Source organism: Psychrobacillus sp. NPDC096623 (assembly GCF_044762655.1).
GTDB lineage: Bacteria > Bacillota > Bacilli > Bacillales_A > Planococcaceae > Psychrobacillus.
In genome coordinates this window covers 141,570-166,280 of the sequence record NZ_JBIWER010000004.1, presented here as the reverse complement: position 1 = coordinate 166,280, position 24,711 = coordinate 141,570, and the positions used below count along the sequence as shown (strand labels likewise).

General features: G+C 37.6%; 23 protein-coding genes. 20 read left to right on the top strand and 3 right to left on the bottom strand.

Going from position 1 to position 24,711, the window contains the following annotated elements:
* Positions 1-120: 120 nt before the first annotated feature.
* The gene (locus tag ACIQX2_RS12930; protein ID WP_402851339.1) at positions 121-450 is read left to right on the top strand and encodes an MGMT family protein; all 330 of its coding nucleotides are present in this window, start codon (positions 121-123) and stop codon (positions 448-450) included.
* A gap of 18 nt (positions 451-468) precedes the next feature.
* Positions 469-897: an NUDIX hydrolase gene (locus ACIQX2_RS12925; protein ID WP_402850966.1), complete on the top strand. Its 429-nt coding sequence runs from the start codon at positions 469-471 to the stop codon at positions 895-897.
* A 239-nt stretch (positions 898-1,136) separates the two neighbouring features.
* On the opposite strand, the gene ACIQX2_RS12920 is transcribed toward ACIQX2_RS12925, so the two are convergent.
* Both ACIQX2_RS12920 and ACIQX2_RS12915 read right to left on the bottom strand, forming a co-directional pair.
* The gene (locus ACIQX2_RS12920) at positions 1,137-2,294 is read right to left on the bottom strand and encodes an MFS transporter (protein ID WP_402851336.1); all 1,158 of its coding nucleotides are present in this window, start codon (positions 2,292-2,294) and stop codon (positions 1,137-1,139) included.
* A 401-nt stretch (positions 2,295-2,695) separates the two neighbouring features.
* Complete coding sequence (locus ACIQX2_RS12915; protein ID WP_402850964.1) at positions 2,696-4,519, bottom strand: V4R domain-containing protein; 1,824 nt, start codon at positions 4,517-4,519, stop codon at positions 2,696-2,698.
* Positions 4,520-4,745: 226 nt separating this feature from the next.
* Here ACIQX2_RS12915 and ACIQX2_RS12910 point away from each other — a divergent pair, with 226 nt between their 5' ends.
* The 18 genes from ACIQX2_RS12910 (at position 4,746) to ACIQX2_RS12825 (ending at position 23,339) form a co-directional block, all read left to right on the top strand.
* Positions 4,746-5,945, top strand: coding sequence for an acyl-CoA dehydrogenase family protein (locus tag ACIQX2_RS12910; protein ID WP_402850961.1), 1,200 nt, complete (start codon positions 4,746-4,748; stop codon positions 5,943-5,945).
* A 107-nt stretch (positions 5,946-6,052) separates the two neighbouring features.
* Complete coding sequence (locus ACIQX2_RS12905; protein ID WP_402850958.1) at positions 6,053-7,003, top strand: VOC family protein; 951 nt, start codon at positions 6,053-6,055, stop codon at positions 7,001-7,003.
* A 15-nt stretch (positions 7,004-7,018) separates the two neighbouring features.
* Positions 7,019-7,873 carry an alpha/beta fold hydrolase gene (locus ACIQX2_RS12900; protein ID WP_402850955.1) on the top strand — a complete coding sequence of 285 codons (855 nt, stop codon included), beginning with the start codon at positions 7,019-7,021 and terminating at the stop codon, positions 7,871-7,873.
* A gap of 44 nt (positions 7,874-7,917) precedes the next feature.
* Positions 7,918-9,405 (top strand): FAD-dependent tricarballylate dehydrogenase TcuA, encoded by a 1,488-nt coding sequence (gene tcuA / locus ACIQX2_RS12895; RefSeq protein ID WP_402850952.1) that lies wholly within the window; start codon positions 7,918-7,920, stop codon positions 9,403-9,405.
* Positions 9,406-9,416: 11 nt separating this feature from the next.
* The gene (locus ACIQX2_RS12890) at positions 9,417-10,286 is read left to right on the top strand and encodes an alpha/beta fold hydrolase (protein ID WP_402850950.1); all 870 of its coding nucleotides are present in this window, start codon (positions 9,417-9,419) and stop codon (positions 10,284-10,286) included.
* Positions 10,287-10,364: 78 nt separating this feature from the next.
* A complete protein-coding gene (locus ACIQX2_RS12885) occupies positions 10,365-11,573 on the top strand; it encodes an acyl-CoA dehydrogenase family protein (RefSeq protein WP_402850947.1) in 1,209 nt (402 codons plus the stop codon).
* 349 nt (positions 11,574-11,922) lie between these two features.
* The gene (locus ACIQX2_RS12880) at positions 11,923-12,876 is read left to right on the top strand and encodes an SMP-30/gluconolactonase/LRE family protein (RefSeq protein ID WP_402850945.1); all 954 of its coding nucleotides are present in this window, start codon (positions 11,923-11,925) and stop codon (positions 12,874-12,876) included.
* 122 nt (positions 12,877-12,998) lie between these two features.
* Positions 12,999-13,955: a VOC family protein gene (locus tag ACIQX2_RS12875; protein ID WP_402850942.1), complete on the top strand. Its 957-nt coding sequence runs from the start codon at positions 12,999-13,001 to the stop codon at positions 13,953-13,955.
* Positions 13,956-13,984: 29 nt separating this feature from the next.
* Complete coding sequence (locus tag ACIQX2_RS12870) at positions 13,985-14,935, top strand: VOC family protein (protein WP_402850939.1); 951 nt, start codon at positions 13,985-13,987, stop codon at positions 14,933-14,935.
* 12 nt (positions 14,936-14,947) lie between these two features.
* Positions 14,948-15,418 carry a flavin reductase family protein gene (locus ACIQX2_RS12865; RefSeq protein ID WP_402850936.1) on the top strand — a complete coding sequence of 157 codons (471 nt, stop codon included), beginning with the start codon at positions 14,948-14,950 and terminating at the stop codon, positions 15,416-15,418.
* A 14-nt stretch (positions 15,419-15,432) separates the two neighbouring features.
* Positions 15,433-16,203: a 2-keto-4-pentenoate hydratase gene (locus ACIQX2_RS12860; RefSeq protein WP_402850934.1), complete on the top strand. Its 771-nt coding sequence runs from the start codon at positions 15,433-15,435 to the stop codon at positions 16,201-16,203.
* A 583-nt stretch (positions 16,204-16,786) separates the two neighbouring features.
* Positions 16,787-17,575, top strand: coding sequence for an FAD synthase (locus tag ACIQX2_RS12855; RefSeq protein ID WP_402850932.1), 789 nt, complete (start codon positions 16,787-16,789; stop codon positions 17,573-17,575).
* 12 nt (positions 17,576-17,587) lie between these two features.
* On the top strand, positions 17,588-18,457 hold the full coding sequence (locus ACIQX2_RS12850; RefSeq protein WP_402850929.1) for an isocitrate lyase/PEP mutase family protein: 870 nt from the start codon (positions 17,588-17,590) through the stop codon (positions 18,455-18,457).
* Between the two features lie 16 nt (positions 18,458-18,473).
* Complete coding sequence (locus ACIQX2_RS12845; RefSeq protein WP_402850926.1) at positions 18,474-19,892, top strand: FAD-binding protein; 1,419 nt, start codon at positions 18,474-18,476, stop codon at positions 19,890-19,892.
* 13 nt (positions 19,893-19,905) lie between these two features.
* Positions 19,906-20,640 carry an SDR family NAD(P)-dependent oxidoreductase gene (locus ACIQX2_RS12840; protein ID WP_402850923.1) on the top strand — a complete coding sequence of 245 codons (735 nt, stop codon included), beginning with the start codon at positions 19,906-19,908 and terminating at the stop codon, positions 20,638-20,640.
* A gap of 23 nt (positions 20,641-20,663) precedes the next feature.
* On the top strand, positions 20,664-21,107 hold the full coding sequence (locus ACIQX2_RS12835) for a GlcG/HbpS family heme-binding protein (RefSeq protein ID WP_402850920.1): 444 nt from the start codon (positions 20,664-20,666) through the stop codon (positions 21,105-21,107).
* A 4-nt stretch (positions 21,108-21,111) separates the two neighbouring features.
* Complete coding sequence (locus ACIQX2_RS12830) at positions 21,112-22,494, top strand: FAD-dependent oxidoreductase (protein ID WP_402850917.1); 1,383 nt, start codon at positions 21,112-21,114, stop codon at positions 22,492-22,494.
* Entirely contained in the window at positions 22,491-23,339 is an 849-nt protein-coding gene (locus ACIQX2_RS12825) for an aspartate/glutamate racemase family protein (RefSeq protein WP_402850914.1), read from the top strand. Before ACIQX2_RS12830 ends, ACIQX2_RS12825 begins: the two co-directional genes overlap by 4 nt.
* 193 nt (positions 23,340-23,532) lie before the next feature.
* On the opposite strand, the gene ACIQX2_RS12820 is transcribed toward ACIQX2_RS12825, so the two are convergent.
* Positions 23,533-24,498, bottom strand: coding sequence for a fumarylacetoacetate hydrolase family protein (locus ACIQX2_RS12820; protein WP_402850911.1), 966 nt, complete (start codon positions 24,496-24,498; stop codon positions 23,533-23,535).
* Positions 24,499-24,711 lie beyond the last annotated feature (213 nt).

The window sequence follows — 24,711 nt, the reverse complement described above, 5'->3', positions numbered from 1 at the left end:
AACAGTACCTTAGATAGAATATATCATACGGTATTATCTTATGCAAGGTACTACATTAAATACAATTATAATTATTAAAATTGTCAGTTATAATAAGGAGGAATGAAAGGAAGTCGCATGATGAACCAATTTACCGAAAAAGTAATTCAACTAATAAAGTCTATTCCATCAGGAAAAGTGATGACGTATGGACAAATTGCAAAAGCTGCTGGAAGCCCTAGAGGGGCAAGGCAGGTCGTTCGCACATTACATTCCATGAGTGCCAAATATAATCTTCCGTGGCACCGTGTGATTAATGCCAAGGGTGAAATTGTTATAGCGGATGAAGAAGCGGCATACTCACAAAAAGCAATGCTAGAAGCGGAAGGGGTCTACTTTTTAACCAATGGACGTGTCGATTTGAAAAAATCACGTTATGATCTTCAAATTACTGAGGAAGATGGGATTTAGAGAAAGGGGGGATGACAGATGTTTAGCTGGAAAGGTGCAGCAGGAATTTGTATAAATGAACAACAGGACGTATTAATGGTACTTCAAGCAGCACCAGGGGAAGATAAGAAGTGGACAGTTCCATCCGGGACACTTGAAGAAGGAGAAACTTTAGAAGAATGCTGTATAAGAGAATTCAATGAGGAAACTGGATTCCTAGTGAAAATAATAGAGAAAATACATAACAAGAGTGGAGTTATTAGTGAACATGGCATCTCCTATCATGTGGACTATTTTTTAGTAGAGATAATAAGTGGAGAAATTACACTTCAAGACCCAGATGAGTTTATTCATGAAATTGCATGGAAGTCCCTTGAAGAAATTCAAACCTTAGATCTTGCTTATCCAGAGGATATCCACATAATCGAAAAAGTATTAAAAAACCAAATTGATGAACTTCCAAATTAGAGAGGTGTTGAGATAGTATTAAAATTGTTATAACAACAATCTGGGCGATTGTTTTTCTTTATTTATTAAATATCCTTGAAATTGAAAAAAGTTTTTTTAACTATATTATCGCCTTCTTTTTGTTATTGGGTGGTGTTTATGTAATAGATAAGTTATACAAAAGATATCCACATAAAAAAACTAGAAGGTAAAAATAAACCTTCTAGTTTTTTTGTATGATCTCTCTTTGGGTAGTCTAATTATAAGGCAGGAGCACTTGTGTCGTTTACACGTGATTTCGAATTGCTTATTATTAATATAATTGACCAGACAATCGCTAAAATAACCAAACCGAGTGAAGCGAACAATAATGTATTACGTCCACCTTCTAAGCCTGTAATATTTAAAATAGTTTGATAAAAAATTGGACTCATTAAACCGCCAAGACCTTGTGCAGCTACTATGAAACCAACAAATGAAATGCCTTTTTGCTCATTTGATAATTCAGATATTCGTGCAAAAACTCCGGGAAGCGTTAATCCTAAGCCCATTCCCCCAATAAAACTAGCAATAAAAATCATTGTTAAGCTACTTGATAAATAACACCCAAGTATTCCACCACCAGTTAATAAAACAGCTATAGGTACGATTTGAGTAGGCATGAGTACACGAATTCTAGAGAAGAACATACCAATAATTAATGTCCCAAAAGTGAATAAGGATATTGCTAGACCTGCTTCTGTGGCACTTCCTAATCCTTCTGATTGGATAAGAATAGATATGTTTGTCACATATCCAAAAACAAGCATGGAGAAAAAAACTTGCCCGATAGTAAAACCATATACCGTTTTAGGTGCAGAGAATAATGTCTCTTTTAAAGAAGCTTGAACTGTATTTTTCTTTTCTGGTTCTGGTAAATAAAGAAACGTAATTGCTAAAATCCAAATAGGGAATAAATAAACTAAGAAACCATACTGCCAACCAAAGCTATCTGCTAACATACCACCACCAAGTTGGAAGAAAATTGCACCTATACAAGCGATTGTGGATGTACCGAATCCAATTAAGAAATCTCGCTCACGACCCTCGAAGAACCTAGTAATGATATCAATTGATAATGGTAATGTAAGCCCTACACCAAGACCTAATATTCCTCGGAAAAGAATAATTAAAAATAAATTATCAAGGAAGAATGGCATAATACCACCAATTATAAAAAATACCAAACCAGCAAATAGTAAACTACGTGATGTGAATTTGGATGAAAGTTTACCGTAAAATAAGGAAGGGAAAATCATAAATAGTCCAGGAATAGTTGCAATTAACATAACAGTAGATGGTGCAAATTCAGGGAAAGCTTCAATTAGATCTGCCATAATAGATCCTGCTACACCTGCTGCCACATCTTGGAATGCAATAATGACAATGAGGAACTTTAAAAAGTTTTTACTTTTTGTTGGAAAAATAATGTTACCTCCTCTTATTAGTAGTACTTACCTAAAAACTGACTATCACCAGGAATAGTGGAACAATGATTACATATTTTTATGGTAACGTCATACTTAAGAGATTTGTACAAGTAATCATAATAAGAATAAGACCCATTTGGATTACAAAACTGTATCTCCTCTAGTTAAGTAAGCGTTTACATTTCGTCTATCCCCTTTCTTTGAAGTTACTAAAATAGTAGCATTTTTAGTTTTTATATAAATAGATAAACTTTATCTAATAACGATGCCTGCTTTCATAATAGTTTATTGAGAAATGATTTAATCCTCAAAAAAAGCCTACGCCTCTAAAAAGCGTAAGCTGTAAAAGTTTATTCAATTTCCACTTCTCCTAATATCTCTAACGCTTCAATACAGAACGTTAATTCGAAAGAATCCTTAGAATTCCGTAAATTTTTATTTAATAAATCTTCGAGTTTTTGAATGCGGTATACTAAGCCACTCATTGATAAATTTAAATCAAACATTGTCTGCTGCAAGTTACCATTATTTTTTAAAAATGTATAGAGTGTTTTTAAAAACTCCACTTTTTTTGATTCTTTTAGCTCTAGAATAGCTTTTAACTCGTGCTTTGCTAATTGAATAATTGATGTTTTATTGTGCGCATTAATAATTGAGCTAATGATACTCGTATTTTCAAATAAGACGATTGGTTTCTTTTTATCAACATTTAAAGCAATAATCGATTGTTGGTGAGCTTCTGGAATATCCTCGATATCTTCAATTACACGGCTAATGCCAATCCGAAAATCATATATTTTGAAAGAACGTTGTAAGTGCTTCAAAATACTTTCAGCAATTTCTATTGTATTTGCTTGTTTTTGCATTAAAAATATAATTTCATCTTGATATTGGGTAATAAAAATAGGGATTTTGTGCATTTCCAAGTATATTGCAAATGTTTGGATCACTTTTGATAATAAATGTTGTTCTTTAATCTGCAGGTTACTTTTAAGCATTTTGACATTGCCTATAAAAAAATATTGGTTTAAGTCAATATCCATTAAATAGCTACGATTAACCATGCTCGATTTTGATGTATATTGCTTTTGTAAAAGTTGTTCAAAGAAGTAAGCTTTCATATTCTCAATAGCTTCTAAACTCGATTTCTCATTTAAATAATGAAGAGAGCAAGTGGTTCCTACTCGTTGGATAAAGTCTCGCTCAAATTCTAGTTGCTTTGTCTGTGGTGGATAGATAAAAGTAACATAACCAATGACTTGATGATGGACTGTAATTGGACAAACGAGGCGCGTATGTTCTTTAGCATCAATTTGTAATGGATGCTCGGGTTCAATTGGCTTCAACAAAAGTTTACCTGATCTGGTTTGCCCAACTTGCTTAGCAAAATCTTCGTATAAACCATCTAGTTCTTCTAATGTTATACCAACAGTTAGATATGGGTTTAAGTTTAAATCTTGTAACACAACAGGTGTATGAAGCGTTTCGTGAACAGTTTCTAATAATTGCTCCAGTTTCATTCCTTGTGTTAGTCCTTTTGTTAAATTGTTATGAAAAATAGATACTAGCTCTGTTAATCTCTTTTCTTGATAGAGTTGTTCATAGGTTGTATTTAATTCATCAATCATACGAGAATGGTTCATTTTAATAACATATGATTGTGTTTCTTTATCCCAATCTTCTAGAGCTTTCATTTCAAATGCACATTCCGCATCCCCCCGTGCCCGACAGGTTACTTCAATTATATATATTTCTTTTTTTGTTAAATAGGAGGTGAAACCGCTTGCATAACCAGCCAATGTATGACAAGCAACATGCTTGCTCATGCCAAAATGCTGCAAATGCTCTGAAGCTTCATATGAATCAATCCAAATTCCTTTTGCATAAATTTCTTTAATATTATCGTATTCATCTAAATCTAATACTCGTTCGGTTACTAAATCAGTAATTTGTCCCGTGTTTAAATGATAAGTAGCTGCACAATCTAACTTTTCACGTAATCTAAGTTGCATGCGATCTACTTCTTTTGCATGGGCTACTCCTAAATTCCATCCATAACGTAATAAGAATGTTTTCGCATGCTCATGTCCTAAGTGTTCGATAAGTTCTTTACGCAATAAGCCAAATGAATTTGAAGTTGTATACAGCTCTTTGTCAAACGTTGGTAAAGTCATTTGTTCGCCTCTTTTCGCAAATTCTTTACAGGGATAAAATCGTTATTAAAGATATTTTATCAGAAAATTTAGTAAAATATAGTGTTAATTAAATAAAAATTAACTATTTCTATATTTTGAGTAGTTTTTATTGGTATTGACGTTTAAAATTCAACGCTTTTCATTGTACATTTCAAAATTCACTTTCGTTACATTTAATATATCTTACAAGACAGGAGTGAATACGATGCCAGATGTATTAACAAAAAATGAGCTAGCCATTATTGATGAAGCGAAGGTATTAGCAGAAAAAATACGTGGGCGTGCAAAATTAACGGAGGAGTTACGCCGTATTCCAGAAGAAACGATTCAAGAATTAAAAGATACAGGTATTTTTAAAATTTTACGTCCAAAACGTTATGGTGGATTGCAATTAAGTGTGGAAACATATGCAAGGGTCATAGTAGAGCTTTCAAAGGCATGTGCTTCAACCGGTTGGATTGCTTCTTTATGTGCTATTCGTGAATTAATGGTTGCGGAATCATTTAATGAAGAAGCACATAAAGAGATTTTTGGCAAAGATCCAGAAGATGTTCTCTTTGCAGGGGTATACGAGCCTCGAGAATGCAAAGTACAAAAAGTAGATGGGGGCTATTTAATCGAGGAAGGTCACTGGATGTTTTGTTCAGGATCATTGCATGCCACATGGGGTTACTTTGGCATGTATATCAAAGATGAAAACGGAGATATTTTGGAGCAACTGTTAATGACCGTCCCATTTAGCGAACTCGAAATTGAAGATGATTGGTACACACTTGGCTTAAGAGGCACCGGGAGTAATGCTGTTCGTATGAAAAATGTCTTTGTACCAGAAAATCGTGTAACGTCTTATCTCGATGTATTAAATGGAGATTTCAAATCATCACATTTACGCGATATTCCTTTATATAGTACTGCTTTATTCCCAGCATTAATTCTTTCGCTAGGCTTACCGGCATTAGGGGTTGTACAAGAAATGTTGGAAAACTTTAAAAAGGGTTTGCCTTATCGTACAGCTGTACATATGGGCGTAAAGATGATTAAAGATGCAGCAAGCACACATACATTGTTTGCAACAGCAACATTAAAAGTAGAAACAGCTGAAATGTACTTAATGAATTTAGCTAAAGGTATGGATGAGTGGGCAGATAAACAAGAAATTATGCCAAAAGAGCTTCGTTTGAAAGCGCTAACAGATATCGGTTATGCGAACCAATTATTAAAAGAAGCGATGGATGAGTTACTTGCTGCCAGTGGTTCAGGTTTTGTATACGACCAAAGCCCAATGCAACGGTTAATTCGTGATTTTATGACGATGCATTCTCATCGTTCTTTATCTCCCGTTATAACACGTGAAAATTATGGTCGATTATTAGTAGGCCTAGAGCCAAATGCAATTCGCTATTAAGTAAAAACTAGTGAAGAATAATTTGTTTTCCATATGTTTTTTCTATAGTTTTGAAGAATTTGCTTCTATTAAAATAGCAATAACGAAAGAAAGGAGTTAGTCAGTAAATGAATCCTAAAATTGCAAAGTTAGGTTATGTGTCATTGCAATCGTCAGATATGGAGACATCCGTTAACTTTTTTCAAGAAGTAATTGGACTGGAATGTACTGCACAAATCGGCGATAGTTATTACTTCTGTGCTTGGGGTGACTTTGAACATCACAGTTTAGTTCTAAGTCCAGGCGAGACTGGAAAGGTGACACATTTTGGCTTGCGCACAAAAAGAAAAGAAGATGTGGGATTATTTGCGCAGCAATTATCTGCAAAAGGCTATGAAATAGAAAATGTACCTGCATGGACAACACCTGGTATTGGAGAAGCAATTCGATTTACTGCACCATCTGGTCACCGAATTGAATTATATTATGAAATCCATCGCCCCGAAGTCGAGAAACATCGTAAATCGGTACTTAAAAACCAAACGTACAAATCTTGGGCAAAGGGAATTTCACCTAGACGTTTGGATCATGTCAACATTCATACATGTGCAGATGCAAAAAGTGTGTATGCATTTTTTGTGGATGAACTAGGATTCCGCATTAATGAATGCATTGAGGATGAAAATGGCACATTACTAGCAGGATGGATGAGTGTGACAGAACTTGTTCATGATATCGCTCTTGTAACACATAAAAAGTTAGAAACGACCGCACGATTCCATCATATTTCATATTGGCTAGACGAGGTAGGGGATATTTTACGAGCGGCAGATATTTTAAAAGAATCTAATCTACAATTTATCGGTCCTGGCAAACATAGTATTTCGCAAGCTATTTATTTATATGTTATTGATCCAGGTAGTGGATGTCGTGTAGAACTTTTTACAGGAGGATACTTAATCTTCGAGCCCGATTGGGAAACAGTTGTATGGCGACCGGAAGAGCGTGCACTTGGCAATACATTTTGGGGTGACAGTATTACAGGAAATGAACTAATTGTTTCAACAATTGAAGCATAAGAGGGAGGTATATATATGCAGGCGACAACAGAAGTAACGGTTACATCACAAACAATAAAAACAGGTAAATACAAAACATGGATGAATGAATCAGGTAAGCAACATCCAGAAACAATTTTGTTTTTACATGGTTCTGGCCCAGGAGTAACAGCCATTGCAAACTGGAGATATGCGTTGAATGATTGTGGGTCACAGTTTCATTGTTTAGCTCCCGACTTATATGGTTTTGCCCAAAGTGATCATCCAGAGGTCCCGTTAAAAAACCGTCAAGCGTGGATGGACTGCTGGATGGAACAAGTCATAGAAATTTTAGATTACTACGAATTAGAAAAAGTCCATGTAGTTGGCAACTCATTAGGGTGCTCGATAGCTTTGGAATTAGCCGTGGAATATCCAGAACGTTTTGGTCGCATTGTACTAATGGGGCCAGGAGGGACACCTAATACGAAATTAAGTTTAGAGCTGGCACGTGCTAAAAACTTTTATGATAATCCATCTGAAAAACGCCTTCAGCAGATTATGGGATGGTTTGTCTATGACAAGGACGCTATGCAACCTGTCATTGATGAAGTGACAAAGCCACGATTTGAAAATGCAATGCGAGAAGAAGTCAAACGTTCGAACAACTCTATTTTTGCTACAGCGGCGGTGCCGATTCCAACAGTCGCATTAAACAGACTGCAACATCCAATTTTACTTGTACATGGTCGAGATGACAAAGTGTGCTCTATTGACTCTAGCTACTATTTACTAGAACATCTGGGCAATGCACAACTACATGTTTTTAGCAGATGTGGGCACTGGACTCAAATTGAAAAAAAAGATGAATTTAATTATTTAATTCAACAATTTTTTAAAAAATTAGTATGAACTAAATTCAAAATATAAAGCGCTTTCAAAAAAGGGGTGTGATTATGTCACAAGCATTGACAGCAGATGTTGTCGTAGTGGGTGCTGGCAATGCCGCCATGTGCGCCGCAATTGCTGCCGCAGAACAAGGAAGCGATGTCATCGTTTTAGAAATTTCCTCAGAAGCAGAAAAAGGTGGAAACACCACATATACTCATGGTTCAATGCGCTTTGCGTACAAAAATGGTGAAGAAATTAGGGCACTATTACCAGATATGACGGATGAGGAATTTTGCATGACAGACTTTGGTGAATATACCAAAGAGCAATTTTTCGAAGATGTGAGTCGCCTATCAAATTATCGAACAGACTATGACTTAGCCAACATTTTGGCAAAGGAAAGCTATAAAGTAATGCAGTGGTTAACATCGCATCATGTGAAATGGATTCCTATTTATGGACGCCAAGCCTTTAAAATAGACGGAGTTTTCAAGTTTTGGGGAGGCATGGTCTTAGAAGCAGTCGGCGGTGGTAAAGGGCTAGTTGATGCACTTCATTTGGAGGCAAAACGTTTGGGGGTCCGTATTTTATATAATACCTCTGCAGTTAAATTAAATATGGAGCATAAACGGATTCAAGGTATTCATATTCGGAAGCAAAAGCAAGATGCATATATCCAGTGTAAATCAGTTGTACTTGCGAGTGGTGGCTTCCATGCGAATGTCGAAATGCGTACAAAGTATTTAGGACCTGGATGGGATACCGTTCATACGCGGGGATGTAAGTTTAATACAGGTGCAGGATTAAAAATGGCCATCGATGTAGGGGCAAGAACGATTGGCAATTGGTCTGGTGCCCATGCAGTCGGTGGTGATCGGTATTTGCCAAACTTTAAAGAAGGCTTTCAAAAGTTAAGCTATCCTTTTGGCATCCTTATTAATAAAAACGGTAAACGCTTCATCAACGAAGGAGCGGATTTCCGGAATTATACGTATGCCAAAATCGGAAGAGAAATTTTAAGACAACCAGGTCAATATGCATGGCAAGTCTTTGATGCAAAAGGAAAACGTTTTTTGCGAGAAGAATATGAAGGACGCGCTGTCTCAAAAGTAGTAGCCAACACACTAGAGGAACTTGTGGAACTGATGGGTGATGTAGACCATGAGGGTTTTTTAACAGAAGTAGAAAACTTCAACAAAGCTGTAATGGATGTCCCATTTGATCCGAATGTGTTAGATGGCAAAGGCACAGATGGATTAATAGTGCCAAAATCAAACTGGGCACTTCCTATCAATGAAGGACCATTTGTAGCATACGCCATTGGTTGCGGCATTACGTTTACATATGGAGGTCTACACATTACGAAAAAAGCACAAGTAATACATGAAGATACAGATCCAATTGAAGGTTTATATGCAGCTGGAGAAATTGTAGGTGGTCTATATTATGACAATTATCCGGGTGGGGCAGGTCTTACATCAGGCTCTGTATTTGGCAAAATTGCCGGTAGCCAAGCAGCAAAATATGTTCAGGCAGAATATCAACTGAAATAGGAGGAACTTGTATGTCTATTCAAGCACATAAAGTACAAACAGGGGATTATGGAACATTTGTCTATGAAGCTGGTAAGGGAAATAAAGAAACGGTGATTTTATTACATGGTTCAGGACCAGGGGCCGGAGCAAAAGCAAATTGGCAAAATGTATTAGAGGATTACGCGAGGGATTATCATGTTGTAGCACTAGATTTAGTAGGATTTGGAGATACAGATCATCCAACGGAATATCCCGAAAATGGCGTCCAATGGATGTCAAAACGTGTAAAACAGGTTTTAGACTTAATGGATACGTTACAAATTGAAAAAGCCCATTTAGTAGGGAACTCGCTAGGTGGCGTGATTGCCATGTATTTAAATATGGCGGCTCCAGAACGATTCCCGAAAAATGTACTAATGGGAGCTGGTGTGTTATTAAAAGAACCAACAGTTGAGCTAATGAAGTTGGCTAACTTTCATTTAGATCCTACAAAAGAAAACTTACGGAACTTATTATCATGGTTTGTGTATGACATTGAAAATATGAAAGATTTTGTCGACGACGTGGTAGAACAGCGCTTTGAAATGTTCCAACGTCCAGAAATTTATCGTTCATATCGGGAGAATTTTACGAAATCTAGCCTAACTGATATGTTAATTCCTCAAACAGCCTTTGAACGTATGCAAAATGAGTTTTGTTTAATTCACGGGTATTTTGATCGCTTTGTTCCATTACAAAGTAGTTTATATGCATTGGATCACTTGCCAAATTGTGAATTACACGTATTTAAAAAATGTGGTCACTGGGCAATGATTGAACAACGCGAAGAGTTTTTACATGCAACAAAACATTTCTTCCAAAAAAGTGTCTCTTCAAAATCGGAGCCTGTTAACGTATAAGTTATATAAGTAATATTAAACAAATGCTGGTATTATCACTTAATATTCTATATGCACAATAAAAAGGAGGATGGCACTATGACACCAACAACAGTTCAACAAATTGAGGTGCGCGATATGCTGATTGAAAATGCACGTTCAATGCAGAAGGTTTTACGCAATGCTACCTTGGAAATCGATCAAACGAGTAAAATCCCTGATGAAATTGTTCAGATGATTCGTGATAAAGGGTTATTAAAAGTATTACGACCGAAATTGTTTGGTGGTTATCAAACAGATATGCGCACCTATTTTGAAGTGGTGACTGAAATTTCACGTGGCAATGGTTCTGCTGGTTGGTTTGTATCTCTAAGTAACATTAGAGACTATATGGTTTCTTATGCTTTCGGTCGAAAAGCCTTAACCGAAATATTTGGGGAAAACCGCGATAAAGATGTGGTGCTAGCTGGAAACTTCAAACCAATTCATATCGATTTAGAGCGTATCGAGGGGGGCTACTTAGTAAAAAAAGCACAATGGCCCTTCGTATCTGGTTCTCCTTATGCAGATTGGTTTTATTCAGGTGCACCTGTTGATGATGGAAATGGTGGACAAGAAATGGCTATTTTCATCGTTCCAAGTCAGGACGTTAAGGTTTTAGATGATTGGGATGTAGTGGGACTAAAAGGTTCAGGTAGTAATAGTATAGTGATGGAAAATGTATTTATCCCAGACCATCGTGTATCACTAGATCGATTAGCAGTCCAAGGTCATTATCTTATTGATGAACTAAAGGATGAGCCATTATACCGTACACCATTTGTTCCATCCTTAACATTATCTATTGTAGCGCCAGCATTAGGGCTTGCCCTAGGGGGGTTCGATTTACACATGGAACGGGTCATGAAGGCGGGTATTGGCAATACATTCTATCAGAAAATGAGTGAGGCACCCGTAACTCATTTACAGATTGCAGAAGCGGAAATGAAAATTGAAGCAGCCCGTTTAATGTTTATAGACGTGATTAATAAACTTGACGAGTATTCCCGTGAAGGTAAGTTATTTAATCAAAAAGAAAGTATTCGTATGAAAGCTGAATTTGGTTTTGCAAATCAATTGTGTAAGGAATCCTATGATTTAATGCTTGCAGGAGCGGGTTCAGTATTTGCTTATAATAGCAATGTGTTCCAAGCCTTCTACCGCGACTTCGTAACTATGCATTTACACGCGTTTATTACACCAAGTTCACTTTTAGAAACACATGGGCGAATTCTTTGTGACTTAGAGCCGAATACGTATTTTGCATAATAAATTATTTACAGCAAAAAGAGAAGAGGAAAGTTTAAGACTCTTCTCTTTTTTAAATAGATAAGAAAGTATATAAAATGTCCTGTGAACACTGGCTTTAAGGGACTTGTAAGAAGAATGACTTTTATGCGATATTGTATGTAATTTTCCTATATAAAGCGGTTCTTGTTGATTGTAGTGCAGGTCGGCCACTCCAGTGGAACAGCACGAGGGAGAGACTACAGGCTCGAGCCGTGGCCACGGAAAGCGTCCGACCGGAGCGGAAATCAATGTCATATCTAGGTTTTTGTTCTGAAAAGACCGGGCGTTTGCCCGGTTTTTCTTATAATCATTTTTAGGTGGTGAAAAGATGAAAATCTGTGGTCATTATCAAGCGAAGTTTGCAGTAAGACCCATTTGGCATAAGCATTTCGGAGTCATTTGGTTAGATATTAGCGCACAAAAAATTATTACATACCATCCAACGACAGAAGAAGAAAATGTCTATGATGCTATGGGTCCGATCGAAGCAATCGTGTCTGTAGAAGATGGTCAATTTATCGGTGTATATAAAGATGGCTTATACAATATTAACTTTAAAATGGGGACGAAAAAACCTTTCGCCTTTCCACCTGGATTAAGCGCAATGCATTATTTAAGTGATGCGAAATGTGGTCCGGATGGCTATCTATGGGTTGGTTCATCAGATGGTTTTTTTAAAAAGTTTAGAGAAACGGCTCCAACTGCGATGTCGGATTATCCTTTTCATAATTCAAAGTTATTTCGTATTAGTCCAGATGGAGATGTTCAGGCGTTGCTTGAAAATATTACACTATCAAATGGCTTAGCGTGGCAAAAGGAAACCAATACATTCTACCATATTGATTCAGCTAAACAATCAATTTTTCAATACCAATTTACAGAGGATGGTATTTTAGAATTTCAACGGATTGTGTACACATCTGAAATGCTAGAAGGGTTTCCAGGTGGAATGACGATTGATGCTGAAGATAATTTATGGATAGCGTTGTTTAAAGGAGGGCTGATTGCTCAAAAAAGTGATAAGCCATCCCGCATTATCTGTTTAAATCCAACAACGATGCAAATTTCAGAAGAAATTTTTTTACCAGTTTCACACGTTACATCATGTGTTATTGGTGGTGAAGATCTAAATATGCTTTATATTACAACGGCCAGGGAGCCATTATCACAAGCACGTGCCACTAAAGAACCTTTAGCAGGCTATCTATTAGAGATACCAATATCAAGTGTCGGTATGGAGCAATTTTTAGTACCTGTCATGCAAAAAAGCAAAATTCAATAAAAATTGTTTAAAAAAGTTGAAATTATAGATAAAAAGAGTTCTAACTGAAATCGCTTTCTTTTTATATGATAAATATAAGTTTAGGAAACTAAACATGAAGGTAAGGTAGCGGAGGGTTGAGAATGGCAAAACCAGAAATTGCAAAATTAGGTCATGCAGCATTAGTAAGTACAGACTTAGAGAAATCATTATGGTTTTTTAAAGAAATCGTTGGTTTAGAAGAGACAGCTGCAATCGATGGAGTACATTATTTGCGTGCATGGGGAGACTTCCAGCACCATACGCTAAGCATCGAACAAGGTGACAGCTCTTATGTAAAACGAATTGGCTGGCGAACGAAAACGAATGACTGTGTTTTAGGCTTTAAAGAACTATTGCAACAAGCAGAAGTAGTCGTGGAAGAATTTCCAAAAGGAACAACACCTGGGATTGGGGATGCGGTTCGTTTCCAATTGCCGAGCGGACATACATTTGAACTTTATTATGATGTAGAAAAACCAGACGCTGCATCAGAATATAAATCTATTTTAAAAAACCAAGTATATAAAGCACATAGAAAAGGTACATCTCCACGCCGCTTTGACCATGTGAATATTCATACATCTACAAATGCTAATTACACATTTGATTTTTTACTTGATACACTCGGCTTTAACTTGCGTGAATATGTAAAAGGAGAAGAAGGGATTTTAGCTGGTTGGATGAGTGTAACATCTCTTGTTCATGATGTTGCACTAGTACAAAAGCCAACTTTACCATCAAAAGCACGTGTACATCATATTTCTTATTGGTTAGACAACTCGCAGGATATTTTACGAGCTGCAGACATTTTAAGAGAGCAAGGCATTCCTTTTATAGGTCCAGGTAAACATGGAATATCACAAGCGATTTATTTATATGTAATAGATCCAGGAAGTGGTTGTCGTGTAGAGCTATTCTCGGGGGGCTATTTAATATTCGAACCAGATTGGGAACCAATTGAGTGGACACGCGATGAACAGTTAACTGTAGGAAACACATATTGGGGAGATAGTGTGCAAGATAAAGAGTTAAATAATATTACAATCGAAGCAAGGTAACTAACATAAGAAAAGGGGAGGTATGAGATATGAAACCAGAAATTTCAAAATTAGGACATTTTGGATTAGTGAGTACAGATTTAGAAAAATCATTATGGTTCTTTAAAGAAGTAATTGGTTTAGAGGAAACAGAGGTAGTAAACGGGGTACACTACCTACGTGCATGGGGAGATTTTGAACATCATACATTATCAATTCGTTCTGGAGAAGAATCCTGCCTAGATCATATTGCTTGGCGTACGAAACGTCCGGAAGATGTTGATGCATTTGCGGAGTCTTTAAAGGCTAGCGGGTTAGAAATTGAATGGGTGGAACCGGGTACAGAAGCTGGGCAAGGAAAAGCATTCCGCTTTAAAACACCGAGTCAACATACGTTTGAAATTTACTTTGAAATGGAAAAAACATTAGCGTCAGCTGAAACACGCTCGGTACTAAAAAACCAAACGCACCGTTCCTGGAATCGAGGGGTATCACCAAGACGTATTGACCACGTGAATTTATTATCTTCCTTACCTACTAAAGAGTTTGCTGACTTTTTACAAGAACAATTAGGCTTTAATTTGCGTGAATATATTGAAGCGCCAGATGGTAACTACTTAGGGGCATGGCTAAGTGTAACTCCACTTGTACACGATATTGCCGTAAGTTTTGACCCAAACGCACCATCTACACATGAAGTGCACCACATCGCGTATTGGTTAGATAATGCACAAGATTTATTGCGCGCAGCAGATATTTTAAAAGAAAACGGTATTTACTTTAAGGGACCTGGAAAACACGGTATTTCACAAGCTATGTATATCTATGCTATTGATCCAGGTAGTGGCGTACGTCTTGAAATCTTTACAAACGGTTACTTAATATTCGAACCAGATTGGGAGCCGATTCGCTGGACATTAGATGAAATGGATATTGGCTTTACGTATTGGGGCGACCAGATGGATGCCAAAACGGAAAATAATCCAACAATTAAAGCATAGGGGGAATGGAAAATGGAAGATCGTTTATTCCGTGATGCGATGGGGAAATTTGCGACAGGTGTGACAGTTATTACAACGCTACATGAAGGACAGCCACATGGGATGACAGCGAATGCATTTATGTCCGTATCGCTTGATCCAAAATTAGTGGTAATTTCAATTGGAGGAAACGCACGTTGTCTGTCAAAAATCAAAGAAAGTGGCATTTTCGCCGTCAATATTTTAGCTGCAGATCAACAGGAACAGTCAATGATTTTTGCAGGACAAATAAAAGAAGAGCGTGAAGTGACATTTGAGACACTGGCAGATATTCCTGTAATACCAGCTGCTTTAGCACAAGTAAGTTGTGACGTAGTTGCTGAGTATATCGAAGGCGATCATACATTATTTATTGGTAAAGTTCGTGATATTCGTGTACAAGAGGGAGAGCCATTATTGTTTTATGCAGGGAAATACCGCTCACTGGAGACAGTACCAGTATAAGGAGGGAAACATCGGTGGATATTCAACAAGGCGCTCAACTATTAAAATTAGCTGAAAAGAATAAGCAACCGATTGCCCCATTTACATCGTCAACTGACATATCAGTTGACGATGCTTATCGAATCCAACTTCTTCAAATTCAAGAAAAAACAGAAGTGGGAGCCGAAGTTGTGGGCATGAAGATTGGATTAACAAGTAAAGTGATGCAGGACATGTTTAAGGTGACGACGCCTGACTTCGGGCATATATTAAATACGATGGTGTTCGCCGAAGAAGAACCGATTAATATCCACCAGTTTTTACAACCAAAAGTGGAATTTGAACTCGCTTTTTTCTTAAAATCAGATCTACAAGGACCAAATGTGTCAGAGTATGATGTCATTGCAGCGACGGAGGCTATTGCTCCCGCAATTGAGATTATTGATAGTCGAATAGAAAATTGGCAATTTCAATTTCAAGATACTGTCGCTGATAACGGGTCTTCAGCAGGAACGGTAATCGGAAAAATGCGTACAGCTGTTGGTTTACAAGCGTTGGAGGCAATTGAATTAGTAGTTAAGCGTAACGGAGAAGTATTTGACAAAGGTGTAAGTAGTGCTGTGATGGGAAATCCAGCAAAGGCTGTTGCATGGCTTGCGAATATGTTAAGCGATTACGATATTACATTAAAGGCAGGACAGTTCATTTTAGCTGGAGCCATAACTGCAGCTGTACCGTTTGAAGCAGGTGATACATTCGAAGCAGATTTCGGAACGTACGGCACCGTCCGTGTCGCATTTTCATAGAAGAGGTAACGGTATGTCAAAGTTAAAGTTAGGAATTATTGATTCAGGCAATATTGGGACGGATTTAATGTATAAGATTGAGCGCTTTGATTATTTATAGATGTCCGTGATAGTTGGAATCGGGCGTTCATTTATATGATATTATAGATGTGGCTAATTTTGTCGTGGCACTTATGATGCTACGTCCACAAAAAATTAGTGGATCTAGTTTAATGATGGGATATTTAGGCGTATATTCAAGTTTCTTTATGAAGTCGCACAAACCATTCGGGCTACAAAATAAAAAAAAAGCTGTGCAGAGTAATACGTATCTGCGCAGCTTTTTTTTATTCATGTTATGTGGATAACCTTCTCCAAACAATGTAAGGTTTTTCACTTTATATATTAAAATTCGTTAAAATGTATCGGAAAATAAATTGATTCTCGTAAAAAACTATTCTAGTTGATGAATAGTTTATTTTATATGATTAAACCATCTTTTAGAATTGTAAAAAAAACGGAAGAGATCATCGGCAATAATTCAAAAATGTAAACGCTATCAAATTAATGTAAACCAAACGACAATAAAAGGAGGGGCTTCATCATGAAAGTCATTTTAATTGATGCAGAAAATTTAGAGGCTGTACAAATAAAAAGTGAACAGAGCGTGATGGCTCTCGGTTTCTTTGATGGGCTCCATAAAGGACACCAAACCGTTATTCAAATTGCCAAACGACATGCAACTCTAAAGCAATTGCCCTTGGCCGTGATGAGTTTTTTCCCTCATCCGAAAACGGTTATAACCAATAGCTATGTGGATTATTTAATGCCCATAGAAGAAAAGACCCACCAATTAAAGAAGTTGGGTGTCGACTTATTTTATATCGTTCATTTTACAAAAAAGTTTGCCTCCTTATCTCCCCAGACATTTGTTGAACAATATTTGATGAAGCTTGGTGTTAAAGTTGCTGTCGCTGGTTTTGATTATAAATACGGTTATAAGGGAGAAGGACAAGTGCATATGATTGCTGAGCAAAGTCAGCAACAAATCCAAGTTGTAGTTGCTCCAAAAGTCGAAATGGCAGGTGAAAAAATTAGTTCAACACTTTGTCGGAGCTTATTAAAAGCTGGGGAAGTTGAAAAAATTTATGCACTATGTGGGCGACCATATACAATTCAATACGATTTGCAAAATGGCATTGAGCCTTATTTTACATTACCAAAACAGGGATATTACAACGTCAAGATTCATACTACACAACATATTTATTCAAGCGTAATTGAAGTAATGGATGAGCAATTCATTAAAGGGTTGGACATTCAAAGTAATGACAAAATCAAAATAGCGTTTTATGAAGCTGATCCTCACTATATGAAGGAATTAGTAAATTAAAGGTGGGAACATATGAAGAAGACGGAGCAATTTCAACAATTATTGCAAAATCCAAGTACGTTTATATTACCAGGAGCTTATGATGGGATGACAGCACGAATAATCGAAGAAGCAGGCTTTCCGGCCATTTACGCAACAGGTGCAGGCATTTCGAATGCACAACTTGGTTGGGCAGATGTTGGTTTAACTACTGCAACGGAAATTGCTCAAGTAGTATCTTGGATGGCAGATGTTACGAATGTTCCGATTATTGTAGATGCGGATACAGGTTTTGGCAATGCGATTAATATGCAACGTACAGTGAAAATGTTAGAACGTGCCGGAGCCGCAGCGATTCAAATTGAAGATCAAGTGATGCCAAAAAAATGCGGACATTTCAATGGGAAATCGGTTATTTCAAAAGAAGAAATGATTGGCAAGATTAAAGCTGCTTTAGATGCACGATTAGATGATAACTTAGCAATTATCGCCAGAACAGATGCAGTAGGTGTTTATGGAATTGAAGAAGCATTAGAGCGTGCAAATGCCTACAAAGAAGCGGGAGCACATGCCATTTTTGTAGAAGCGCCGACAGAAATGGAACAACTGTTACGGATTCCAAAAGAAGTCCCTGAAATTCCACATATTATAAATTTAGTCGAGGGTGGTAAAACGCCACTTGTATCACGGCGAGAGGCACAAGAAATGGGATTCCAAATTATGTTATGTGCTAATACAACTTTACGTGGGGCGATAAAAGGGGCTGTAGAAGCAATAAAATTACTACATCAGGAAGAATCTCAAAAAAATATGAATGATTTAATCTGCTCATGGGAACAACGCCAACAACTGTTTAAGTTAAAAGAAATTCAACAATTGGAACTTCAATATTCTGGTAAGTAAGAAAGTGAGGAAGCATATGACAAAAGTAGATTACGATATTATTGTTGTAGGTTGCGGTGCTGCGGGGACATCTGCTGCCCTAGCAGCCGCAGAAGAAGCAAAAGCACAAAATCTAGATATTAAAATTGCCATTTTAGAACGAGCATCTTTTGAAGAGCGAGGAGGAAATACCCGTTGGACAGCTGCTTATATGCGAATGGAGAATATCGATAAACCTGCACCAAACTTTATAGAAGATATGTTGAAGTTTTCGGATTATTATGCGGATGAGCAGTACATACGTACACTACATGAAAATGCAGGGGCGACATTACGCTGGGTAGAGTCTAAAGGTGTAGATTTTGATTTTTTACCTACTATGTTTTTAACGTCTTCTAAACCACGTTTGTTACCTGTTGGTGGCGGTCGTGCCATTGTTGATACACTCAGCCTTCGTGCTCGTGCCCTCGGTGTAGAAATTATCTATGAAGCAACTGCGTGGGATTTAGTGCTGGAAGAATCAGGCAACGTGAAAGGTCTTAAAGTACGTATTGCTGAAGGAGAAACTCTTACCTTATCGACCAATGCAGTCATACTTGCAGCAGGAGGTTTCCAAGGTAGCCATGAAATGATGGCACAATATATTGGCCGTCATGCACATAAAATTCCAACGGTTGCAGAAGGTGGATTATTCAATAAAGGTGAGGCTATTCGTATGGCTTTACGAATTGGTGCAAAAGGGCAAGGGCAATTTGATGCTTTCCATGCTGAAACTGTTGATCCTCGAAGTAAAAGGGAAGAAGCGGGAGTCATGATGTACCCGTACGGCATTTTAGTAAACCAACAAGGCAAGCGTTTTGTCGATGAAGGTGAAACGACGATCGATGAACAATATGAAGCTGTTGCACGAAAGATTTTCTATGAATGTGAAGGGCACATTGCTTATATGATTTCTGATCAAAAAATGTACAATATACCTGGCTATGAAGAAGCTTTGCAAACAGAAGTCCCTCCAATTGTAGCAAACACAATTGAAGAACTAGCTGAAGCATTAGACATTCAACCAGAAATGTTATCCAAATCGGTAGAGCAATTTAACGAAGCTTGCCCAACAGGAGAATTTGTATTTAACCAAAAGGATGGATTAGCAGCGACATCGATTACACCACCGAAATCTAACTGGTCCATTCCAATTAATAAAGGTCCATTTATTGCATATCCGATTATTTGTTGCAATGTATTTACAAATGGTGGTTTAGCAACGGATACAAACGGCCGTGTCCTATCTGGAGACAATCATCCAATTCCAGGGTTATATGCAGCAGGAGAAACATCAGGGCTTTACTATGGGAAATATCCAGGAGGTACATCAGTATTACGTTGTTTAGTATTTGGAAAACGTGCAGGAGAACATGCAGTTAACATAATCGGTTCACAACAAAAAGCGTATTTATAATGGGGGGATTTGTATGCTATTAAATGGAAAAGTTGCCCTTGTTACAGGTGGTGGCCGAGGTATTGGACGCGAAACATGTTTACTACTTGCTTCTCATGGCGCACATGTTGCGGTCTGTTCACTTCTTGAAGAAGAGTGTCAGGAAGTTTTAAATGCGATTAGTGAGCAATACAAAGTACGAGCAATTGCTGTAACTTGCAATGTAACCAACGAAGCCCAGGTTAAAGAAGCATGCGCCATAGTAAAAGAAGAATTAGGCTCAGTAGATATACTAATAAATAATGCAGGCGCAATGAGCATGTTACCTTTTGTGGAGACAACAACAGTGGAATGGCTGCGAGTACATGATATTAATGTAAATGGACCTTACTATTTCTGTGCTCAAATTGTGCCAGACATGATCGCTAAGCAAGAAGGTACCATTATTAATATTTCATCGATCTGGGGAACTAAAGGTGGGCCAAATCGCAGCGCTTATATATCTTCTAAACATGCGGTAATTGGTTTTTCTAAAGCATTAGGTGAAGAGTTAAAGCCATACGGAATTCGCGTTAATGCAGTTTGTCCGGGGCCAGTAGATACGAAAATGACCGATGAATTAGGACCGGATTTAAATAAAACAGGATGGTTACAACCAATAGATATGGCAAATGTTATTGTCAATATCGCATTACCACATAGTAAAGCTATAACGGCCTCCTCGATTGAGGCCTTCGGAACTGGAATGCCAGTGGGTGTTACAAAATAATAATTTTAAGGGGATAGAGAATTATGGAGCAAACATACACATTCACACAGCAAACAATTACGTTACAATTAGCAAAACAAATGTTAGAAGCAGCAGAGAAAAAAGGGGAAGAATTAGGCATGAAATTTGCTATTTCTATAGTAGATAAAGCAGGGAATTTAAAAGCATTTTCCGCAATGGATGGTGCACCTGTCTTAGCGCTAGAAATAGCACAAAACAAAGCATTCTCAGCCGCAGCATACAATCGTGCAACACATGAATGGTATGACCGTTTAAAAGATGATCCACCATTAATGACAGGTCTTGTCCATACTGATCGTTTAGTAGTATTTGGTGGAGGTTACCCAATTCAGCTTAACGGAGAATGTGTCGGTGGAATAGGAGTAAGTGGTGGACACTATACACATGACATGCAAGTATGCGAAGCAGGATTAGATATTCTTGCTGTTTTAACAAAGGAAGCTTAAGCCTATGAAAGCAGTAGTGGATATGGTGATTATCGGCGCTGGTATGGCTGGCTTATGCGCATCAGTGGAAGCCGCTGCTGCGGGAGCGAATGTGATCGTATTAGAAAAACAACCTAATATTGGAGGGAGCTCTTTATTAAGCGGTTGTTTTATGGCATTTGCAGGAACAGAGCTTCAGGAAAAATTGGGGATTACTGATTCCGTGGAAAGTTTAATACAGGATATGTTGCATGTTGGGCAATATAAAAATGATCGTGCACTCATTGAAACGTATGGACACCATCAATTAGATACGTACAATTGGCTTGTAGAACAAGGAGTGCAATTCAAAGATTGCCAAGCGGTGAGTGGTCATACAAATCCACGTGGGCATACAATTACTCCACATCAAGCAATGGATATATTAAAAAAACGGGCAATTGAGCATGGTGCAACTATATACACGGATGCTTTAGTTACTCGTCTAGAAAAAATAAACGAGCGAGTTGCACGAGTGTATGTAACATATGAGGGTCATTCATTTGTTGTGGAAGCACGTAAAGGTATCATTATTACCTCAGGTGGTTTTTCCCGTAGTGAAGAATTACTTGAACAATTTGCTCCCGGTTTAACTAATACAATTCGTTTAGGAGGAGCGGGAAATATAGGGGATGGAATCAGGCTGGCATGTGACCAAGGTGCATGGTTAAGAGATACTCCATACTTAAAAGGCACGTACGGATTCCATCCGAGCTCTACAAATGACAATAAACGGCAAGCCCATACGTTTTATAAGGGAGGCATTATTGTAAATGAGCAAGGAGATCGTTTTGTAAATGAATCTATATCCTATAAATTATTAGGAGATGCAGCATTACAACAGTCGAATCAATGTACATTCCAAATTTGGGATCAAACAGTAATGGACAAAGGTGTAAAAGGAGATGCCTTATATGATTTTGCCTCACTTTATGAAATAGGATTAATAGAGCAAGCAGAATCTATCGAAGCATTAGCAATGATAATTGGCGTTCCACCTATATCGTTACAACAAACAGTAAGCGATTATAATAACGCGATAGATACAAGTAATGATAAGTTGGGAAGAACAACACTTTCGCATACATTTGGCAATCTAACAAAAATTAGAACAGCTCCTTTTTATGCAATGAGAACCTCAACAGCTATGCTCGCTACATATGCAGGTGTAACCGTGAATGAAAAAGCAGAAGTGTTAAATCCCTATAGTGAAAGTATTCCGGGCCTTTTTGCCGCAGGTGAAGTTGTAGGTGGCTTCCACGGAGCAGGATATATGACGGGTAGTTCACTCGGCAAAGCTGCAATATTTGGTCGCATTGCTGCTAAACAAGTAATCCAACAATCATATACAGAGGAGGCGTTGGTATGAAAATTTGGCATCAAAGTTTAACATCCATTGAAGACATTCCAGCTTATCGAAATGCCGTTGTAAAACATTTGTCGAAAATCGCACGTCCTGATGTAGACATTGTGTTACATGGTATGTCGAAGGAAACATATCCTCAACAATATCCAGGACATTTTATTACGTATAATTATTTACAAAGTTTGCATAAGGAACAATTCATTAGGAATGCAATGATTGCTGAAAAAGCTGGATATGATGCCGTTTTTATTGGTACGATTCCAGACGTAGGGTTAATCGAAGCACGATCAATTGTTGATATTCCTGTGATAGGTTACGGGCAAGCATCTATGCATATTGCATCTATGCTAGGGGCGAAGATTGGTATTGTGAATTTTTTAGCTCCACTTGTTGATCAGCTGCGTTTCAATGCTCAACAATACGGCTTGGCACAAAAGGTAGGTCCGATTATCCAAGCGGATATTGGCTTCTATGATATTTTAGAAGGCTTTGACAATCCACAACCTATTATCGAAAAGTTTACTAAAGCAGCGCAGCAAGCTATAGAACAAGGTGCAGATGTGATTATTCCTGGTGAGGGGCCAATGAATATCTTCTTAGCGAGTTTTGGTATTCATCATGTGGACAATGTGCCAATTATAGATTCTTTTGGTGCGGGTATTAAAATGTGTGAAACGATGGTGGATTTATATAAAGTAAGTGGCATGTCGATTGCCCGTACAGGCTTTTTCAATGAAAAACCACCAGCGGAGGTTTTAGAAAAGTTACGCGGTTATTATAACTTACCAGCTGTGACAGCTGATATGGACTTTGGCTTATCCGTTCGTTCAGTAGCCAATCTAATATAAAAAAAAGAGGCATTTCCCTACAAATACATGCGTAGGAAAATGCTTTTTTTATCTAAACATAAGTCAATTTAATAATGAAGTAATTAGATGAATGCTTTCCGTGGGAACAGCTTCAATCTACTCGGGCCAACAGGATCTGGGTTATGTCATCGTTGCCGCAGGAGTCGCCTCGGTATCATCAAATGGCCTAATTTTACGAGTTTACAGTTATCTTTTGGACGACGGTTGACCTTTGTTTCCCGAGGTCGATATATTGGTCGCGACTTTTAATTTCAAGTTCAATAACATCACCTGGTTGTAAGTAACTATTTTCTTTTTGTGTATCTACAAAATAATTGATTTTTTCTTCGTAAGTAGCATTTGCGTCGATCATTTTTCCGAGAATATCTTTATTTAATCGTAAACAGACTCCTCCGGGTGTCCCGGTTAATATTAAATCGCCAATACGTAAATCAAAAATAGTAGACATCTCTGTTAATGTTTCAGTCGGTTTAAATAATAAATGGTCACTAAAAGAATGTTGGCGAACTTCGTCATTTACTCGTAATATCAGTTCTAAATCATTAAGATAGTGAATTTCGTCTCGTTCTAATAAGTAAAGATATGGCCCCGTTGGACAAAACGTACGGTAACTTTTCCCTTTAAACCATTGTTGTTCTACAATTTGTATGTCGCGTGCGGAAACGTCATTTGCAATAATTAATCCACCGATATAGTCAACTATATTATGCTCGTTTATATTGGTTTCTTCTGTAATATCTCGCTTTAGGACGAGCCCTAATTCAATCTCATAATCAAGCAATTGAACATTTTGGGGGCAAATAATATTTGAATTAGCGGCACTTAATGAGCTTGGGGACTTCATAAATAGTAAATTATACGCTGGCTTTTGTTGCGTAAAACCAGCTTCTTCGCGGTGATCAGCGTAGTTAGTACCTTGGCAATAAATATTCCCGTCCGTCGTAATGGGTGATAAAAGTGTAATATCTTCGAACGAGATAATGGTACCTACTGTTTTAGCCTTTGCAATTTGTGAGTGTCCGTCTGTTAGAATGCTCCGTAAAGTTGGAAAAGTACCTTCTATAAGATGCAAAGCCTCTTCAAAAACACCCCAACGATCTTGTCCATCATATTTAAAGCGTAATAAACGTGTGCCCATACTGAATCCTCCTTTAGGTATTATGGTTAATTATAGGAGAGAAGCGATCACTAAAAATACAATAAAAGCCTTTGGAGTTTTAGATGGAAAACTACTAAAAGTAATTGAAATGTAAAAAGGTATATTTTTTCGCAGAAATTGTGGATATCCTCTGAATTTAGCTTATCCAGAGGATATTCACATAATCAAAAACGCGTTAAAAAACTAGAAGGC

Excerpts from the sequence above, each read along its gene's own strand:
- tcuA (WP_402850952.1), top strand. The coding sequence starts at position 7,918 with ATGTCACAAGCATTGACAGCAGATGTTGTCGTAGTGGGTGCTGGCAAT.
- ACIQX2_RS12885 (WP_402850947.1), top strand. The coding sequence starts at position 10,365 with ATGACACCAACAACAGTTCAACAAATTGAGGTGCGCGATATGCTGATT.
- ACIQX2_RS12910 (WP_402850961.1), top strand. The coding sequence starts at position 4,746 with ATGCCAGATGTATTAACAAAAAATGAGCTAGCCATTATTGATGAAGCG.
- ACIQX2_RS12880 (WP_402850945.1), top strand. The coding sequence starts at position 11,923 with ATGAAAATCTGTGGTCATTATCAAGCGAAGTTTGCAGTAAGACCCATT.
- ACIQX2_RS12870 (WP_402850939.1), top strand. The coding sequence starts at position 13,985 with ATGAAACCAGAAATTTCAAAATTAGGACATTTTGGATTAGTGAGTACA.
- ACIQX2_RS12855 (WP_402850932.1), top strand. The coding sequence starts at position 16,787 with ATGAAAGTCATTTTAATTGATGCAGAAAATTTAGAGGCTGTACAAATA.
- ACIQX2_RS12905 (WP_402850958.1), top strand. The coding sequence starts at position 6,053 with ATGAATCCTAAAATTGCAAAGTTAGGTTATGTGTCATTGCAATCGTCA.
- ACIQX2_RS12845 (WP_402850926.1), top strand. The coding sequence starts at position 18,474 with ATGACAAAAGTAGATTACGATATTATTGTTGTAGGTTGCGGTGCTGCG.
- ACIQX2_RS12820 (WP_402850911.1), bottom strand. The coding sequence starts at position 24,498 with ATGGGCACACGTTTATTACGCTTTAAATATGATGGACAAGATCGTTGG.
- ACIQX2_RS12915 (WP_402850964.1), bottom strand. The coding sequence starts at position 4,519 with ATGACTTTACCAACGTTTGACAAAGAGCTGTATACAACTTCAAATTCA.
- ACIQX2_RS12835 (WP_402850920.1), top strand. The coding sequence starts at position 20,664 with ATGGAGCAAACATACACATTCACACAGCAAACAATTACGTTACAATTA.
- ACIQX2_RS12890 (WP_402850950.1), top strand. The coding sequence starts at position 9,417 with ATGTCTATTCAAGCACATAAAGTACAAACAGGGGATTATGGAACATTT.
- ACIQX2_RS12830 (WP_402850917.1), top strand. The coding sequence starts at position 21,112 with ATGAAAGCAGTAGTGGATATGGTGATTATCGGCGCTGGTATGGCTGGC.
- ACIQX2_RS12865 (WP_402850936.1), top strand. The coding sequence starts at position 14,948 with ATGGAAGATCGTTTATTCCGTGATGCGATGGGGAAATTTGCGACAGGT.
- ACIQX2_RS12925 (WP_402850966.1), top strand. The coding sequence starts at position 469 with ATGTTTAGCTGGAAAGGTGCAGCAGGAATTTGTATAAATGAACAACAG.
- ACIQX2_RS12825 (WP_402850914.1), top strand. The coding sequence starts at position 22,491 with ATGAAAATTTGGCATCAAAGTTTAACATCCATTGAAGACATTCCAGCT.
- ACIQX2_RS12875 (WP_402850942.1), top strand. The coding sequence starts at position 12,999 with ATGGCAAAACCAGAAATTGCAAAATTAGGTCATGCAGCATTAGTAAGT.
- ACIQX2_RS12900 (WP_402850955.1), top strand. The coding sequence starts at position 7,019 with ATGCAGGCGACAACAGAAGTAACGGTTACATCACAAACAATAAAAACA.
- ACIQX2_RS12840 (WP_402850923.1), top strand. The coding sequence starts at position 19,906 with ATGCTATTAAATGGAAAAGTTGCCCTTGTTACAGGTGGTGGCCGAGGT.
- ACIQX2_RS12930 (WP_402851339.1), top strand. The coding sequence starts at position 121 with ATGAACCAATTTACCGAAAAAGTAATTCAACTAATAAAGTCTATTCCA.
- ACIQX2_RS12850 (WP_402850929.1), top strand. The coding sequence starts at position 17,588 with ATGAAGAAGACGGAGCAATTTCAACAATTATTGCAAAATCCAAGTACG.